At 57.5% G+C, this 16,768-nt stretch carries 16 protein-coding genes; 8 read left to right on the top strand and 8 right to left on the bottom strand.

Annotated features, from left to right (window positions below; all coding sequences use genetic code 11):
- The 8 genes from BFV97_RS12100 (at position 1) to BFV97_RS12065 (ending at position 8,816) form a co-directional block, all read left to right on the top strand.
- Positions 1–1,140: an ABC transporter ATP-binding protein gene (locus tag BFV97_RS12100; RefSeq protein WP_083225619.1), complete on the top strand. Its 1,140-nt coding sequence runs from the start codon at positions 1–3 to the stop codon at positions 1,138–1,140.
- Positions 1,133–2,215 carry an ABC transporter ATP-binding protein gene (locus BFV97_RS12095; RefSeq protein WP_069300623.1) on the top strand — a complete coding sequence of 361 codons (1,083 nt, stop codon included), beginning with the start codon at positions 1,133–1,135 and terminating at the stop codon, positions 2,213–2,215. The genes BFV97_RS12100 and BFV97_RS12095 overlap by 8 nt, the downstream gene beginning before the upstream one ends.
- Complete coding sequence (locus BFV97_RS12090; protein ID WP_069300622.1) at positions 2,215–3,087, top strand: carbohydrate ABC transporter permease; 873 nt, start codon at positions 2,215–2,217, stop codon at positions 3,085–3,087. The genes BFV97_RS12095 and BFV97_RS12090 overlap by 1 nt, the downstream gene beginning before the upstream one ends.
- The gene (locus tag BFV97_RS12085) at positions 3,087–3,920 is read left to right on the top strand and encodes a carbohydrate ABC transporter permease (protein WP_069300621.1); all 834 of its coding nucleotides are present in this window, start codon (positions 3,087–3,089) and stop codon (positions 3,918–3,920) included. The genes BFV97_RS12090 and BFV97_RS12085 overlap by 1 nt, the downstream gene beginning before the upstream one ends.
- A 20-nt stretch (positions 3,921–3,940) precedes the next feature.
- Positions 3,941–4,213, top strand: a complete 273-nt coding sequence (locus BFV97_RS12080) for a DUF2160 domain-containing protein (protein WP_069300620.1) — start codon at positions 3,941–3,943, stop codon at positions 4,211–4,213.
- 66 nt (positions 4,214–4,279) lie between these two features.
- A complete protein-coding gene (locus tag BFV97_RS12075; protein ID WP_069300619.1) occupies positions 4,280–6,001 on the top strand; it encodes an ABC transporter substrate-binding protein in 1,722 nt (573 codons plus the stop codon).
- Positions 6,002–6,161: 160 nt separating this feature from the next.
- Positions 6,162–7,649 (top strand): glycerol kinase GlpK, encoded by a 1,488-nt coding sequence (gene glpK / locus BFV97_RS12070; RefSeq protein WP_069300618.1) that lies wholly within the window; start codon positions 6,162–6,164, stop codon positions 7,647–7,649.
- 12 nt (positions 7,650–7,661) lie between these two features.
- The gene (locus BFV97_RS12065) at positions 7,662–8,816 is read left to right on the top strand and encodes an iron-containing alcohol dehydrogenase (RefSeq protein ID WP_069300617.1); all 1,155 of its coding nucleotides are present in this window, start codon (positions 7,662–7,664) and stop codon (positions 8,814–8,816) included.
- On the opposite strand, the gene scpB is transcribed toward BFV97_RS12065, so the two are convergent.
- The 8 genes from scpB to ehuR all read right to left on the bottom strand — a co-directional run bounded on the left by scpB (position 8,813) and on the right by ehuR (position 16,737).
- On the bottom strand, positions 8,813–9,376 hold the full coding sequence (gene scpB, locus BFV97_RS12060) for an SMC-Scp complex subunit ScpB (protein ID WP_069300616.1): 564 nt from the start codon (positions 9,374–9,376) through the stop codon (positions 8,813–8,815). The genes BFV97_RS12065 and scpB overlap by 4 nt on opposite strands.
- Complete coding sequence (locus BFV97_RS12055; RefSeq protein WP_083225618.1) at positions 9,376–10,308, bottom strand: DUF1403 family protein; 933 nt, start codon at positions 10,306–10,308, stop codon at positions 9,376–9,378. Before BFV97_RS12055 ends, scpB begins: the two co-directional genes overlap by 1 nt.
- Before the next feature lie 74 nt (positions 10,309–10,382).
- Positions 10,383–11,564 carry an ectoine hydrolase DoeA gene (gene doeA, locus BFV97_RS12050; RefSeq protein ID WP_069300615.1) on the bottom strand — a complete coding sequence of 394 codons (1,182 nt, stop codon included), beginning with the start codon at positions 11,562–11,564 and terminating at the stop codon, positions 10,383–10,385.
- A gap of 163 nt (positions 11,565–11,727) precedes the next feature.
- Positions 11,728–12,168, bottom strand: a complete 441-nt coding sequence (locus BFV97_RS12045; RefSeq protein WP_069300614.1) for a universal stress protein — start codon at positions 12,166–12,168, stop codon at positions 11,728–11,730.
- A 16-nt stretch (positions 12,169–12,184) separates the two neighbouring features.
- The gene (locus BFV97_RS12040; RefSeq protein ID WP_069300613.1) at positions 12,185–13,471 is read right to left on the bottom strand and encodes a TRAP transporter large permease; all 1,287 of its coding nucleotides are present in this window, start codon (positions 13,469–13,471) and stop codon (positions 12,185–12,187) included.
- 3 nt (positions 13,472–13,474) lie between these two features.
- On the bottom strand, positions 13,475–14,122 hold the full coding sequence (locus BFV97_RS12035) for a TRAP transporter small permease (protein WP_083225617.1): 648 nt from the start codon (positions 14,120–14,122) through the stop codon (positions 13,475–13,477).
- 74 nt (positions 14,123–14,196) lie between these two features.
- Positions 14,197–15,216 (bottom strand): TRAP transporter substrate-binding protein, encoded by a 1,020-nt coding sequence (locus BFV97_RS12030; RefSeq protein ID WP_069300612.1) that lies wholly within the window; start codon positions 15,214–15,216, stop codon positions 14,197–14,199.
- Positions 15,217–15,357: 141 nt separating this feature from the next.
- The gene (ehuR, locus tag BFV97_RS12025; RefSeq protein ID WP_069300611.1) at positions 15,358–16,737 is read right to left on the bottom strand and encodes a MocR-like ectoine utilization transcription factor EhuR; all 1,380 of its coding nucleotides are present in this window, start codon (positions 16,735–16,737) and stop codon (positions 15,358–15,360) included.
- Between the last annotated feature and the right edge of the window lie 31 nt (positions 16,738–16,768).

Here is a 16,768-nt window from a genome sequence, read left to right as displayed (position 1 = left end):
ATGGCACTTGTACTTGAGGGTGTTTCCAAGGTCGTGAACGGCCAGACCCATATCCACCCCACAAACCTTGAGTTGCAGTCTGGTACCATGAATGTGCTGCTGGGGCCGACTCTGGCGGGCAAGACCTCTTTGATGCGGCTGATGGCGGGGCTTGATGTTCCTAACACCGGCAAAGTGTTCTGGGACGGCAAGGATGTCACCGGCATGCGGGTGCAGGATCGCGGCGTGGCCATGGTGTACCAGCAGTTCATCAACTATCCCTCGATGACCGTCTACGAAAACATCGCTAGCCCGATGCGTTTGCTGGGTAAATCTGCGGCAGAAATCGACGCGGCGGTGAAGAAGGCCGCCGATCTGATGAAACTGTCGGAAATGCTGGACCGCAAGCCGCTGGAACTGTCCGGCGGGCAACAGCAGCGGTGCGCACTGGCCCGCGCTTTGGTCAAGGACGCAGGACTGGTGTTGCTGGATGAACCGCTGGCCAATCTGGACTATAAACTGCGCGAGGAACTGCGGGCGGAAATTCCGAAGATTTTCGAAGAAGCCGGTTCAATTTTCGTTTACGCCACAACAGAACCGGAAGAAGCCCTGCTGCTTGGCGGCAATACAGCGACCATGTGGGAAGGCCGGATCACCCAGTTCGACAAAACCCCGATCGTGTACCGCCAGCCGGTAGATGCAACCACGGCGCGGGTGTTCTCCGATCCGCCAATGAACTTTCTCAAGATCCGCAAATCCGGCGATACTTTGCACTTCGGCGACGGACAAAGCGCCGGTTCCGCCGGATTTGCGGCCCTTCCGGATGGCGACTACATGGCTGGCTTCCGCCCCAACCATCTTGAGCTGGAAAACAGCGGCAGTGCCACGCTGGAGTTCACCGGAACCTTGCAGGTCAAAGAAATCACCGGATCGGAAACTTTTGTACATCTGGACCACCACGGGGAAAACTGGGTGGGGCTGATCCACGGGGTCAAAGACCTTGAAATCGGCGCTGCACTGAAGGTCTTTCTTGATCCCCGCCATGTGTACATTTTCGCTCAGGACGGCACATCTGTTGCCCCTGCGGCCTATGCCACAGAAACACAGAGCGACATGCACACCCAAACACCAACAGCGCTTGAGGGCTTGAACCATGGCTAAAATCACCCTCGACAATTTGGCCCATTCCTATCTGCCAAACCCGCAAGGCGAACAGGATTTTGCGCTCAAAGAGCTGAACCACGACTGGGTGGACGGCGAAGCCTATGCGCTGCTTGGCTCTTCGGGTTGCGGCAAGTCCACGCTGCTGAACATCATTTCCGGCCTGCTACACCCCAGTCAGGGACGTATCCTGTTTGACGACAAGGACGTGACCCACGCGCCCACGACGGAGCGCAACATCGCGCAGGTTTTCCAGTTTCCGGTGGTCTATGACACGATGACTGTGCGGGACAATCTGGCGTTTCCGCTACGCAATCGCGGGGCGGATGCGGCCTATGTGCGGGATCGCGTGCAACAGATCGCGCAGATGATCGGCATGGAAGAGATGCTCAACCGCAAGGCCCGCGGACTGACCGCAGATGCCAAGCAGAAAATCTCGCTCGGGCGGGGAATGGTGCGCGAAGATGTCAACGCGCTGCTGTTTGACGAACCGCTGACCGTGATTGACCCCCATATGAAATGGGAGCTGCGCACCCAGTTGAAATCCCTGCATCACGAATTTGGTCACACGATGATCTACGTGACCCATGACCAGACAGAGGCGCTGACTTTTGCGGATAAGGTTGTGGTGATGTATGACGGTCGTGTTGTGCAAATGGGCACGCCGCAAGAATTGTTTGAACGCCCCGAACATACTTTTGTGGGCTATTTCATCGGCTCGCCCGGTATGAACGTGCTGAATGCGACCGTGACCGGCGACAAGGCGGTTCTGGGCGGAACCGAGATTTCTCTGGGTCAGAATTTCAACACGCCATCGGGCAAGGTCGAACTGGGCGTTCGCCCCGAGTTTACTACGCTGACCAGCGGAGACACCGGATTGCCGGTCAAGGTTAAACGGGTTGAGGACGTGGGCCGGCACAAGATCGTGCGGGCAGATTTCCAAGGGACCGAGATCAACGTGATCGCTGCCGAAGGCAGTTCCATTTCACCGGATGCCAACCGGATCGTCTTTGATCCGGCGGGGATCAACATCTACGCGGACAGCTGGCGGGTTGCACCTGCGGGGGGGGAATAATGAACAAGACTGTCAACCAAAAGGCATGGTTCCTGATCCTGCCCGTTCTGGTGCTAGTCGCCTTTTCGGCCGTAATCCCGTTGATGACGGTGGTGAACTATTCGGTGCAGGATACCTTCGGCAACAACCAGTTCTTCTGGGCCGGTATCGACTGGTTCCGCGAGATGATGGACACCGAGCGGATGTGGGATGCGTTGGGGCGACAGATCGCTTTCTCGGCTATTATCCTTGCCATTGAAATTCCGCTGGGCATCTTCGTTGCCCTGAATATGCCCAAACGGGGCTTCTGGGCGTCGTTTTGTCTGGTGCTGATGTCCCTGCCCCTGCTGATCCCCTGGAACGTGGTCGGCACCATCTGGCAGATTTTCGGTCGGGTCGATATTGGCCTGCTGGGGTATACGCTGGATGCGATGGGGATTGATTACAACTATACCCAGAACTTCTATGCCGCTTGGATCACCGTGATTGTCATGGACGTGTGGCACTGGACCTCGCTTGTCGCACTTCTGGCCTATGCCGGTCTGCAATCCATTCCTGATGCCTATTATCAGGCGGCAAAGATTGATCAGGCCAGCCGCTGGGCCGTGTTCCGCTTTATCGAACTTCCGAAGATTACCGGCGTGCTGATGATCGCAATCCTGCTGCGTTTTATGGACAGTTTCATGATCTACACCGAACCGTTTGTTGTGACGGGCGGCGGGCCGGGCAACTCGACAACCTTCCTGTCGATTGATCTGGTGAAAATGGCGCTTGGACAGTTTGATCTTGGTCCCGCCGCCGCCTTCTCGATCATGTATTATCTGGTGATCCTGCTGATCTCTTATGTGTTCTACACCGTTATGACAAACCTCGACAAAAGGGATGGCCACTGATGTCTGTTTCTGCACAAAAACGCGGTGGTTTCCGCATCAAGGGCAATGCCATTGTCATGGGGCTTTATCTGCTGTTCCTGCTGCTGCCGATCTATTGGCTGCTCACGATGAGCCTGAAGACCAACACGGAAATCCTGAACACATTCACCCTGTGGCCCCGTGATCTGACCTTTGACAACTATTTGACCATCCTGACGGATGCGTCATGGTACACGGGCTATCTGAACTCTATGGCCTATGTGGTGATCAATATGGTGATCAGCCTCGCGGTCGCACTGCCCGCGGCCTATGCCTTCAGCCGCTATACGTTTCTGGGGGACAAACACCTGTTCTTCTGGCTGCTGACAAACCGGATGGCCCCGCCTGCGGTGTTTGCGCTGCCGTTCTTCCAGCTTTATTCCTCGGTCGGGTTGTTTGACACCCATATCGCCGTGGCGCTGGCCCATTGTCTGTTCAACGTGCCGCTGGCGGTGTGGATATTGGAGGGCTTCATGCGCGGTGTGCCTAAGGAAATCGACGAGACCGCCTATATCGACGGCTATTCCTTCCCGCGTTTCTTTATCCGCATCTTCACCCCGCTAGTGGCGTCGGGCATCGGTGTTACCGCTTTCTTCCTGTTCATGTTCAGCTGGGTCGAACTACTGCTAAGCCGAACCCTGACCAGTGTAGATGCCAAGCCCATCGCCGCCACCATGACCCGCACTGTGGGCGCTGCAGGTATCGACTGGGGTGTTCTGGCCGCTGCCGGTGTGCTGACCATCGTTCCGGGTGCGCTGGTGATCTATTTTGTCCGCAACTACATCGCCAAGGGCTTTGCCTTGGGTCGCGTGTAATCTAACGAAGGAGAGACCTCATGGAATGGATGGCATGGACCTGGCCCACTGCAATTTTCTTCGCAGTCATCGCCGCAACCCTGATCGTGTTTACAATCCTTGCGATCAAATTCCCCGAGACACCTCGGGTCGGGATCTTGCGGATTGAAACCACGCGGGGGGACCGTTTGTTCATCACCCTGTTAGGATCGGCCTTTATCAATCTGGCATGGCTCGCAACCACCGACGTTTCGCAATGGGGCGCATTGATCGTCTGTTTTTTCTACGCCGTAGCGGTGTTCCGCTGGGTGTAATCGAAGTGGCTGACCGGCACGCAAGACCGGACAGCTTTAATTGTTCAAACCTTGGGAGGAACAAAAATGACCTTGCGACTTAAAGGAACATCCGCGCTGAGCGTGGTGGCCTGTTTGCTGAGCACACCCGTGTTCGCAGATATGGACGCCGCCAAAGCGTTTCTGGATTCCGAAATCAAGGATATGTCCGTCCTGTCCCGTGAAGAACAGGAAGCAGAGCTTCAGTTCTTCGTGGATGCAGCGAAACCGTTTCAGGGCATGTCCATCAATGTGGTCTCCGAGACAATCGGCACCCACGAATACGAAGCCACTGTTCTGGCTCCGGCATTTGAAGCCATTACCGGCATCAAGGTCACACATGACCTGATCGGGGAAGGGGATGTTGTTGAGAAACTGCAAACACAGATGCAGTCCGGCGAAAACATCTATGACGCCTATATCAACGACTCTGATCTGATCGGCACCCACTGGCGCTATCAACAGGCGCGTAACCTGACCGACTGGATGGAAGGCGAAGGCGCTTCTGTCACCAACCCCGGTCTGGATCTGGAAGACTTTATCGGTCTGTCCTTTACAACCGGACCGGACGGCAAGGTTTACCAACTGCCCGACCAGCAATTCGCCAACCTTTACTGGTTCCGCTACGACTGGTTCAACGACGACAAGAACAAAGCCGACTTCAAGGAAAAATACGGCTATGATCTGGGCGTGCCTGTGAACTGGTCCGCCTATGAGGACATCGCTGAATTCTTCACCGGCCGTGACCTGTCCCACATGGGCGTTGACGGCGAGATCTATGGCAACATGGACTACGGTAAGAAAGACCCGTCCCTTGGCTGGCGCTACACTGATGCCTGGCTGTCCATGGCCGGTGCCGGCGATGTGGGTGAGCCGAACGGCCTGCCTGTGGATGAATGGGGTATCCGTGTAAACGAAAACTCCCAGCCTGTGGGCTCCTGTGTTGCCCGTGGCGGTGCCACAAACGGGCCGGCAGCGGTTTATGCTGTGACCAAGGCGATCGAATGGCTGGAAAAATACTCTCCGCCAGCAGCAGCCGGTATGACATTCTCTGAAGCGGGCCCAATTCCGGCACAGGGTAATGTTGCACAGCAAATGTTCTGGTACACCGCCTTTACAGCCGCATCCGTAGAACCTGATTTGCCTGTGATGAACGAAGACGGGACACCGAAATGGCGCATGGCACCTTCGCCACACGGTGCTTACTGGACTGAAGGCACCAAGATCGGCTATCAGGACGCCGGTTCATGGACGCTGATGAAATCCACACCTGTGGATCGTGCCCAAGCGGCCTGGCTCTATGCCCAGTTCGTGACCTCCAAAACCGTTGACGTGAAGAAATCCCATGTTGGTCTGACATTCATCCGTGAATCCACGATCCAGCACGAAAGCTTCACTGAGCGGGCGCCAAAACTCGGCGGTTTGGTAGAATTCTACCGCTCCCCTGCCCGCGTGCAGTGGTCCCCGACCGGCACGAATGTGCCTGACTACCCGAAGCTGGCGCAGCTGTGGTGGCAGAACATCGGTGACGCAATGTCCGGTGCGAAAACCCCGCAAGAAGCGCTCGACGCTTTGTGTGCCGATCAGGAAAAAGTCCTGATCCGTCTGGAGCGTGCAGGTGTTCAGGGCGACATCGGCCCGAAGATGAACGAGGAAATGGACCCGGAGCACTGGCTGTCCCAACCCGGTTCGCCTAAGGCCAAGCTGGAAAACGAAGACGAAGAGCCAAAAACGGTTTCTTACGACGAGCTGATCAAATCCTGGCAATAAGCCGGTGATCAAGGGGCGGTTTGCCGCCCCTGCGATCCGCAATACCGGAGCGGCCCCGAACGGGCGGGCCGCTCCACCCCGCGCAGGCTTGCGGCCGAAGGCTTGACAGCCGCCCGCGCACCGACATTCTATCGACATCTTAAAAACAGGTGGACACCCCATGACCCATATCCTCGCCATTGATCAGGGCACGACTTCGACGCGGGCCATCCTGTTTGACAAAAACATGACCCCAGTCGCCAGCGCGCAGGAAGAGTTCCGCCAGATTTTCCCCAACTCCGGTTGGGTTGAACATGATCCGGCGGACCTTTGGGCAACGACGGCTGGCACCTGTCGCGCAGCGATTGAGCGGGCGGGATTATCCTCGCGAGAGGTGACGGCAATCGGCATCACCAACCAGCGCGAAACCACCATTGTCTGGAACGCTAAAACCGGCAAGCCGGTCTATAACGCCATTGTCTGGCAGGACCGCCGCACCGCAGAATACTGCCGCAGCCTGCGGGACAGCGGACAGGGCGACATGATCGCGGATCGCACGGGACTGCTAGTCGATCCTTATTTTTCCGGCACAAAACTGCGCTGGATTTTAGAAAATGTCGATGGCGCACGGGAATCCGCCGACAAAGGCGAACTGTTGTTCGGCACCGTTGATTGTTATCTGATCTGGAAGCTGACCGGCGGCAAGGTCCACGCCACCGACGCCACCAATGCGGCCCGCACTATGCTTTACGACATTCGCAAGGGCCGCTGGAGCAGCACAATCTGCGAGTTGTTGAACATCCCGATGGATATGCTGCCCGAGGTCAAGGATTGCGCCGCCGATTTCGGCCATGCGCGTGCGGATCTTTTCGGCCATGAAATTCCGATCTGTGGCGTCGCGGGGGATCAGCAGGCCGCCACCGTCGGGCAGGCCTGTTTCAAACCCGGCATGCTGAAATCCACCTATGGCACCGGTTGTTTTGCCCTGTTGAACACGGGCGAAACCCCTGTGGTGTCAAAAAACCGTCTGCTGACAACCATTGCCTATCAACTGGACGGCAAGCCGACCTATGCACTGGAAGGGTCGATCTTTGTAGCAGGCGCTGTGGTGCAATGGCTGCGCGATGGCTTGCAGATCATCAAGGATGCCGCCGCGACCGAAGCACTGGCGCGGGATGCGGATGACAATCAGGATGTGATCCTTGTGCCCGCTTTCGTTGGTCTTGGTGCGCCCTACTGGAACCCCGATTGCCGGGGTGCGGTTTTCGGACTAACCCGCGGTTCCGGTCCGGCGGAAATGGCGCGGGCTGCACTGCAAAGCGTGGGCTTCCAGACCCGTGACCTGCTTGATGCCATGTCCGCAGATTGGCAGGTCGACGGCGTGCAACCGACCCTGCGGGTAGACGGTGGCATGTCTGCCAATGATTTTGCCATGCAATTCCTGTCTGATATAATCGCAGCCCCTGTGGACCGTCCGAAGGTTCTGGAAACAACCGCGCTCGGCGCAGCGTGGCTGGCGGGAATGCATGTGGGGCTCTACCCTGATCAGGAAACTTTCGCTAAGGGCTGGGCGCTCGACAAACAGTTTACGCCGCAGATGGAAGAAGACCAGCGCAAGGCCAAATACGACGGTTGGAAAAAGGCCGTAGACGCCACGATGAGCGTTTGAGGTTGTTAAGAAATGACATTCGCCACTTTCGCCTTTAGCGCCCCGAACACTATCCACTTCGGGCGCGGCACCCGTGATCTTGCCGCCGGTCTGGCAGCGGGCTTGGGCGGTTCTGTGCTGCTGGTGCACGGGTCGAACGAGAAGCGAGCAGACTGGCTGCGCACGCAATGTGGTGACGCCGGATTGCAGGTTGAGACCATCGCTTGCAGCGCAGAACCCGACCTGCCTCTGCTGGACTCCGCGCTCCTGCGTTTCAGGGATGCACAACCGGATGTCGTGATCGCCCTTGGCGGCGGCTCGGTGATGGATTTCGCCAAAGCCCTCGCTGCATTAATTCCGAGCAATGGCCCGCCCCGCGCCTATCTTGAAGGGGTTGGTGACGGGCGCAGTCTTGACGCGGCCCCCCTGACGGTGATCGCACTGCCCACAACGGCGGGAACCGGATCGGAAGTCACGCGCAATGCGGTGATCACAGTGCCGGATCGCGCCATAAAGGTCAGCCTGCGGGACCCGCGCATGATCCCGCGTATCGCCATTGTGGATGCTGATCTGATGGACGGTGCGCCGCGATCTGTGAAACTGGCCGCCGCGCTGGACGCGGTGACACAGGTGATAGAGCCCTATCTTTCGACCAAGGCAAACCCGATGACCGATGCCCTGTGCCGTGCGGCGATTCCAGTTGGATTGGCTGCGCTAAAACCGTTGATTGAGGATCAATCGGCGGTAGCGATGGAGGAAATGGCTTGGGTCAGCACCTGCGGCGGGCTCGCGCTTGCCAATGGCGGGCTTGGCGCGGTTCACGGGTTTGCTGGCGTGATCGGTGGCATGACCAATGCACCCCACGGTGAAATCTGCGGTGCCCTGTTGCCGGCGGTACTTGCGTCCCATCGTGACCGCGCAGCAGAAGGCAGCGGGATCGCGACCCGCATTGCTTGGGTCGTTTCGCAGGTATGGAATACATTTGCCACGCCGGATCAGACGGACGGGTTTCAAGCCCTGCATGACTGGTCCCGTACGCAGGGTCTGCGCGGGCTTTCCGCTATGGGGCTGGCGCAGGGGCGATACAGTGAAGCCGCCGAACTCTCGGCGCATGCGTCTTCGATGAAGGGCAATCCGTTCCCCCTTGGCCAGTCCGAACTGGTTGCGATCCTCGAACAGGCAGCCTAAGCCTGCGGGAAATCCATTTCCGGCAGGTCGCGCAGGCTCTCAAGATCAAAGGTGCGCAAGAACTCCGGCGTTGTCACAAAGGTATGGGGCGCCCCCGGACGGGGGCTGCGCGGACCGTTGGCGATTAGCTTTCGGTATTGCAGGCGGGACAGCAGATCGCGGTTCACATCCTTGCCGAAAACATCCCGCAAATCCGCGCGACTGACCGGTTGTTGATAGGCGATGGTCGCAAGCACCAAGAGCTCAGACTCGCTCAGCCGGACGCCCTTATCCTCACCGTGTCTGGCTTTGTGAATGGCGGGCGCGAATTTCTTGCGCGTCCGCATCATATAACCACCGGCCACGGCGACCACCTCATAGGGGCGTTTGGTCAGCTCCCTGTTTATATCCGCAATCAGCCGATCCAGTGACGCGCCTTGCCCGACCACCGCCATCAGGGACTTTTTCGCAACCACCGTTTCGCTGGCGAATAACACCGCCTCGACCCGCGCCATCCATTCCTGCCACCGCGCATCTTCGGATAGTCCCGCAAGCTCACGGTCAAATTCCACCTCTTCCATCACGCCAACCCGTAGAGCCGAAAGCTGCCCCGCCCCGTCAATTCCTTCACGGCGCCAAGGCTGACCAGACGGTCGCAAAGGCGGCGGGCCGAACGATCCGTCATGGCTGTCTTGGTGCCTTTGATGACGGGCGACAACATGGTTCCGGGCGAGATCGCGTCTTCTTGCAGAAACAGCGCGACCGCATGATCCGAACCTTTGGAACGCAGTTTCGGAGCAACCTGCTGTAACAGGGTCGCGCGGCGGCTAAGGTCATGGGCCAGCCCCGTTGCGGTGCGGGCGGCGCGGGTCAAAAGCAGATGGACATCAAGGATCTGAAATTCGCGCAAGGCAGCGCGGCTCATATGCAACGCAGTCAGCGGCAGCGGGGCGGACCACCCAAACCCGCGGGCGAGCACGACATCCGCGCAGATCATCGCGGTTGCTTCTTCGCGCGGGTCCGCCTCTAGGATAAGTCGCATAAGACCAACAGCTTGCGCCACGGGGCTGCCCGCTGTCTCTGTCTGTTTGATCCAGTGGGGCAATGCCTCTGCAAAGGGTTTGGACAGAATTTCGTTAAACGGGTCGATCCAGTCCTTGCCCCGCAACCGTAGAGCAGCAGTGCGGCGCCAGCGCAGATACATCTCTCCGGCGGGGCCCATACCATCGCCGGGCCGGGTAAGGTACATCGCATCGCGGATCGCAGCGGTCGTTTCGGCGCGGCCTTCAATCCACAGCGCCGACTCGCTTGCCAGCAATGCCAGACGGTTGCGCAGCAGTGTGACAGGCACCGCGCCGCTGTGGTGTGTTACCAACCCGTGCAACACGCAAAGCGCTGCCCCTGATGCAAAAGCCGCTGACTCAGGGGATTGGCCGCTTGCAGGTTCGGCCCAGCGGGGAAAGGGTGCAAAAGCAACGTCTTGCGCTGCGGGGGTGATTTTGGCCTGCTTCATAGCGGAAGGCTAACAGCAAACGGCGGTTCGGGCTACTTGAAACCGCTAAACCGCCGCGCTTTTCGATCTGAAAATCAGTCCTTCACAAACAGTTTGCGCGGAGTGTTGCAGAAACATTCGTGGCCTGTCTCGGTAATCCGGATCGGCTCGGTTATTTCCAGACCGCCATCATCCAGCCAGAGCGCGGGCATGAAGTGAAAGGTCATATCCGGCTCCAGAACCGTCTGATCGCCGCGGCGGAAGGAAATTGTGCGCTCGCCCCAATCGGGCGGATAGCTGATGCCGATGGCATAGCCGCAGCGGGAGTCCTTCTCAAAGCCTGCCTTGTTCAGCGTTGCGTTAAAGGCATTGGCAATATCCTCAGCGCGATTGCCCGGTTTGGCCTGTTCCAGCCCCGCATCAATCGCATCCAGGACAGCGGCTTCCGCATCGCGGTATTTCTGCGGAACCTCGCCAAAGAACAGCGTGCGGGATTGCGGGCATTGATACCGCCGATGCGCCCCTGCAATTTCAAAGAAGGTCGCCTCGCCTGTTTCCATCGGGCGGTCGTCCCATGTCAGATGAGGTGCGGTGGCGTCCATGCCGGAAGGCGCCATTGGCACAATCGCGGGATAATCGCCCCAGAACCCGTCCGCGCCGCGAATGCCTGCGGCGTAAATCTCGGCCACCAGATCGTTTTTGCGCATGCCGGGTTCGGCCACTTCAAGAATATGTTCGTGCATCACTTCGACAATCCGGCCCGCGCGCTGCATATATTCGATCTCGCGCTCTGACTTGACAGCCCGTTGCCAGTTCACCAGCCCCGTTGCATCCTGAAGTTTCGCTTCGGGCAATTCGCGGACAAGGGTCGCATGGGCAGCAGCGGCATAATAATAATTGTCCATCTCCACGCCAAGCCGCGCCTTTTCCAGACCCTTCTCTTTCAACAGCGCCGAAAGGTCCTCCATCGGGTGTTTTTCAGGGTTTTGCACATAAGTATCATCATAGCCGCGAATACAGTCGTCTTCCATAAAAACGGTCCGCCGCGCACCAAGTGCATCCATGCCACGGCCCCACCAGATTGGCTCTCCCTCATGCGTCAGGATCACCGCCTGATAGGTGTAGAACGACCAGCCGTCATAACCCGACAGCCACGAAATATTCGACGGGTCGCAAACGACAATGGCGTCAAGCCCCTTGGCAGCCATAGCCTTGCGGGTTTTGTCGATCCGGCGCAGGTATTCTGTGGTGGTGAAATTGGCCTGAAATGTCGTCACGGCGCTTCTCCGGTAATAAGAATGTCAGAATGTGTCCGAACCGGAGCGATAGACTATAATTCAACCGGTAAGGATGGGCTCATTGGCATCACCTTCGGCCGCGATGTCAATGATAAGAAAGACATTAATCCTTTAGAGCTGAAATTGCGGTCCAAAGCGACGTTTAGACGACAAGGACCGGCATTTTTGCCAGCCCGATCACCTTGTGCGAGACACTTCCAAGCAGATAGCTGTCCCCCGATGAGCCAAGCCCGCGACTGCTCAGCACGATCAGGTCGGCTTCGTGTTTCTGGGCGAACTCCGTAATCGCCCGCGCCGGTCTGCCATTGCGCACGAAGGCACGTAAATTGGTTATTCCGGCTTCTGCCATGACCGCTTTGCCGTGGTTAATAATCTCGGTGGCATGTTCGCGCATGGCGTCATCCAGATTGCCCGGATCGCTGACCCGCACCATCGAAAGCGAGGCTTCCAGCATAGAGTGGTGTCGGTAGATCGTCAGCAGCGTCACTTTTGCACCGGTCAGCAGCGCCATTTCCGCCGCTTTGTGAAGCGCACGATTGGCCGTGACCGATCCGTCATAGGGCGCAAGGATATGGGTGAACATGGGCGTCTCCTCCGGTCTATTTTGCGAATGCCAGATCCCGCAGGAACAGGGCAATCTGCGGAAAGAAGATCAGCGCGACGGACACGCTTAACAGCATCAGGATGAAGGGCGGGGTGCCGCGCACGACCTCTATGTAGGGGCGTTTGAAGACAGCAATGGCCGTAAAAATATCGCATCCAAACGGCGGCGTGGCCGAGCCGATGGCCACCTGCAGAGTGATCACCGTCCCCACCAATACCGGATCAAGCCCGACGGATTTCACCACCGGCGCAAAGATCGGCACCAGCACAAGGATCACCACAATCGGATCGACGAACATACAACCGATAAAAAAGGCGATGGAAATTACAAAGAGCACGCCAATCGACCCCATTTCGTCAATCCCGATGGACCCCAGTATCGCCTGCGGAATTTGTGCGAAGGAGATGACCCAAGAAAATGCAGCCCCTGCCCCTACGAGGATAAAGACCACGGCGGTGATCAATCCTGTGGATTTGGCGGTTTCGTAGACGCCGTGCCAGTTGAGCGAGCGGAACACGATGGTTTCCAGCACCAACGCGTAGAGCACACAGGCCGCCGCCGCCTCTGTCGGAGAGAAAATCCCGCCGTAGATCCCGCCGATGATGATGGCCGGAAATCCCAGCGGCCAAAGCGCCTTTTGCACCGCACGTGCGCGCTGGCCCCATGTTGTTTTTTCCTCGGTCGGGACATCATTGCGGATGGCGTAGATCACCGCATAGATCGAAAACAGCACAAGGATCAGCAGCCCCGGCCCGATCCCCGCGATAAACAGTTCGGCAATAGAGGTGTTGGACACCACGCCGTAGATAATCATGCCGATCGAGGGCGGGATCAAAAAGGCAATGTCAGAGGAATTTACGATCAGCGCCAGAATGAAGCTGTCCTTATACCCCGCCTTCAACATACGCGGTCGCAGCGGCGAACCGATCGCCACCACAGTGGCTTGCGTCGAACCGGATACCGCCCCGAACATAGTACAGGCCGCAGCCGTCGATACGGCAAGACCGCCTTTCATGTGGCCCACGAAAGACATCACCATATCAATCAGCCGGCCCGCAGACTGACCGCGTGTCATAATATCAGCGGCAAAGATGAACATCGGCACAGCTATCAAAGAGGCAGGGCGTATCCCCGCCATCATCTGCTGGATCATGGTTTCCATCTGGTCCAGCCCGCCGAACAGCATGAAAAATCCGACAAAAGCGCCGACAATCAGCGGGATCATCATCGGAAAGCCGAGCAGGAGAAGCACGATCATGATTGAAAAGATGGTTAGGCCCATGGATCAGATCTCCTGCTCGTTATCGTCGTAGCCTTCCAGCACGTTGGTGGACAAGTAGATGTCCTTCTCGATCATGTTCTTGACGGCGGTCAGCAGGTATTGAAGTCCGGTCATGAAAAATCCGACCGGCACCCAGACCAGCGGCATCCAGACCGGAATTTGCAACGCGGGCAGCACCCTGCCCCGCCCCGCCTGTGTCAGCAGATATTGCAGCGCGTACCATGCCAGTCCGAACATAAAGGCGGCTGTGACCAGTGCGATCAGGATCATCAGCGGTTTGCGCAGTTTTGACGGCAGCGCATCGAAAATAGCAGACATGCGGATATGGCGTCCGTGCCGCGCAGCATAGGAAATTCCGGCAAATGTAATAAGGATGATCAGGATGCGGTTGAGCTCTTCAGAAAAGAAAATCGAACTTTGGAAAACAAAACGCCCGACCACATTTGACATTGTGTTGGCCGCCATCAGCAGAACTCCGGCGGCAAGCATCAGGGATTCAATGCGGCTGATGCCGTTGTCGATGGTGCCAAGAAACCCCGGCAGGCTGGATTCATAGGCCGCAAGCGGCGCATCATCGAGTCCGGTGGTATCGGTGTTCGACTGTTCCTGCGACCCGTGGTTTGCGTTCGTCACCGTTGGAATCCTTCGCATCTATGACTTGAATTTGAAAAATGGAACGGTCCCCCGGACGAGAAACCGGGGGACCGTAAACCCTTGGAGGGGTGTTATTTCTTGACCGCCTCAAGATCGGCTTTGAACTGGTCCAGCAACTCCTTGCCACTGTCGCCAGTCATTTCGATAAAGGCTTCTTCAACCTGTGCAGCCGCATCGCGGAAAGGCTGACGCTTTTCGTCCTCCAGCACGGTGATCGTGTAATCCGGCTTGGCTTCCTTGATCCCGTCGATAGAGGCCTGTGTCTGGCCCTTCTGGTATTCAAGGATATATTCGAACGCTTCATCCGTTGCCTTTTGCACAACCTCTTTGTCCGCATCAGACAGACCCTGATAGAAATCCTGATTGGCCATCACTGCGGTGGTGAAGTTGTTGTGACCGATATAGGTCAGATGCTCGCTCACCTCATACAGCTTGTTGGACAGGATGTAGAATGTCGGGTTTTCCTGCCCCTGAATGATGCCGGTTTGCAGCGCACCGTAAACCTCGCCCCACGGCAGCGGGGTGGGTGTTGCACCGAAGGCTTTGTAGCTTTCCACCAGCAGCGGGTTGGTCATCACCCGGACTTTGACCTGATCGAAATCTTCAGGAGAGCTGATTGGTTCTTGCGTGGTAATGCCGACTTCGCCTTCGGGGAACATGGTCAGCAGTTCCAGCCCTTGTTCGGCATAAAGTTTCGGAAACATCTCGTTTACCGCTTTGGAGCTGCGGAAGAACTCGAACAGTTCCTCTTCATTGTCCGGCAGCAGGTAAGGCACAAAGAACACTTGCGCTTCGGGGATCAACGCGCCGGTGAAGCCAGGTGACTGGTCGACGAACTGAAGGATGCCAGCCTGCGCCTGCTCCATAATGTCGGCACTTTCGCCCAGTGTGCCATAGGGGAACAGCTGGATTTCGTGATCGGAATTGGCCTCGATCACTTCCTTGAATTTCTGGGCGTATTTCCCCTGCACCTCGTCCATCGCTTCTTCAAAGGCATAGCGCCATGTATCCGCCGATGCGGTTCCCATCGCTGCAACGGATGCAACGGAGGCTATAATGCCCCCTGCGAGAAGTTTTCTGAAATTAGACATAAAGTCCTCCTAAAACACGTACAAACACGACCCGAAGACCGTGCTGCACAAATTGTCATGATTAATTAAACATTTAGAACCATCACAATCATGTCAATGTCATTATTGAACCATGACAATTCCACCCATGCGCGAGCGGTATTAGGACGGGTTGAATGACGGTTCGCTGCGCATAATGCCCGCAATTATCCGAAGCCCTTGCGAGAAATCGGGAAAACCGAGCCCGCCCAGAGCGATCCGAACGCCTGTGTGATTCTCATGCGGGCCGATGCTGAAACTTGCCCCCGCTGCCACAGCGACGCCCATCCGGCGGGCGGTGTCCAGAAGGCGCTGTTCCTGTTCGGCATCCACCGTATCAAGCCAGACGTGCAACCCGCCCGGCGCCATTTTATAGTCAAGCCCGCGAAACAGATTTTCCACAACAGCGGCGCGTTCTGACAAAGACACCCGTTGCCGCTCCAGCAGGGTGTTGGCAGTGCCATCCATAATCCAGCGGTGGGCAATTTCTGTCATCAAATTGGTGGCCATCCAGTTCATTACCAGATGCCGGTTCGCCGCTGCCCGCGCCAGATGATCCGGCACCACCAAATACCCGACCCGCAATCCGGGCAGGATGGATTTGGTCAGGCTGGTAAAGTACAAAACCCGCTCCGGCGCGAGCGCTGCAAGGGGTGGTGGTCCCTGAAGCAAAGGCCCCCAGGCATGGTTTTCCACGATCAGAATATCATAGCGACGGGCAATATCAACAACCTGCGCCCGCCGCTGCGCGGACATCACAAACCCCAAAGGATTAGTTCCGCCCGGCATTAAATATAGCGCCTTTACAGGCTCTTGCTGGCAACGGTGCTCCAAAGCTTCGGGACAGATTCCGTCCCCGTCCACCCGCACACCTTCCAACCGCATCCCCAAATACCGCGTCAGAGAGCGCAGGGTGTGATGGCCCACATCCTCGGCCAGAACCAAATCACCTGCCTGCGCCGCAGTCATCAGCGCCATGCTCATGGCGCTGGTGCTGCCGTTCGTCTCTACCACACCCGAACTGCCCGTATCCAGACCGCAAAGCCGCAGCCAGCACCGCGCGGAATCCGCTTCGCCGTCTTGGGGTTCGGCTGGGCGAAACCCCGATAACACAGCCGGAGGAAGGGACCGGGCCATGCTGCGCAAGACCTTTTCCATCGCGATGTCATGGGTCTGATCCAGCACCGGCTTTATCATGGACATATCAAGGACCTTCCCCGCCAATGTCCGGCTGACAAAGGGCACGGGGATTTCATCCTGCGCCCCCCGCACGAAGGTTCCGCGCCCCACTTCCCCCACGACCCTGCCCGCCTCTGTCAGTTTGTCATAGGCACGGCTGACGGTCTGAACGCTGAGTTTGAGATCGAAAGCCAGCTTGCGGTGCGGGGGCAGTTGGTCGCCGGGTTTCAACTCTCCATGCTGGATCGCAAGTTCGATGGCCTGCACCAGCGAACGATAGGCCGGACGGGTGATGGATGCGGGGTCTGGAAGCCACTTTGTCATGGTGGGGGATACTCACTATAATCAGTACAAT

This window comes from Neptunicoccus sediminis (assembly GCF_001719615.1).
Taxonomy (GTDB): domain Bacteria; phylum Pseudomonadota; class Alphaproteobacteria; order Rhodobacterales; family Rhodobacteraceae; genus Amylibacter; species Amylibacter sediminis.
Note: the sequence above shows the minus strand (reverse complement) of the source record. Positions and strands in the feature narration are given on the sequence as shown.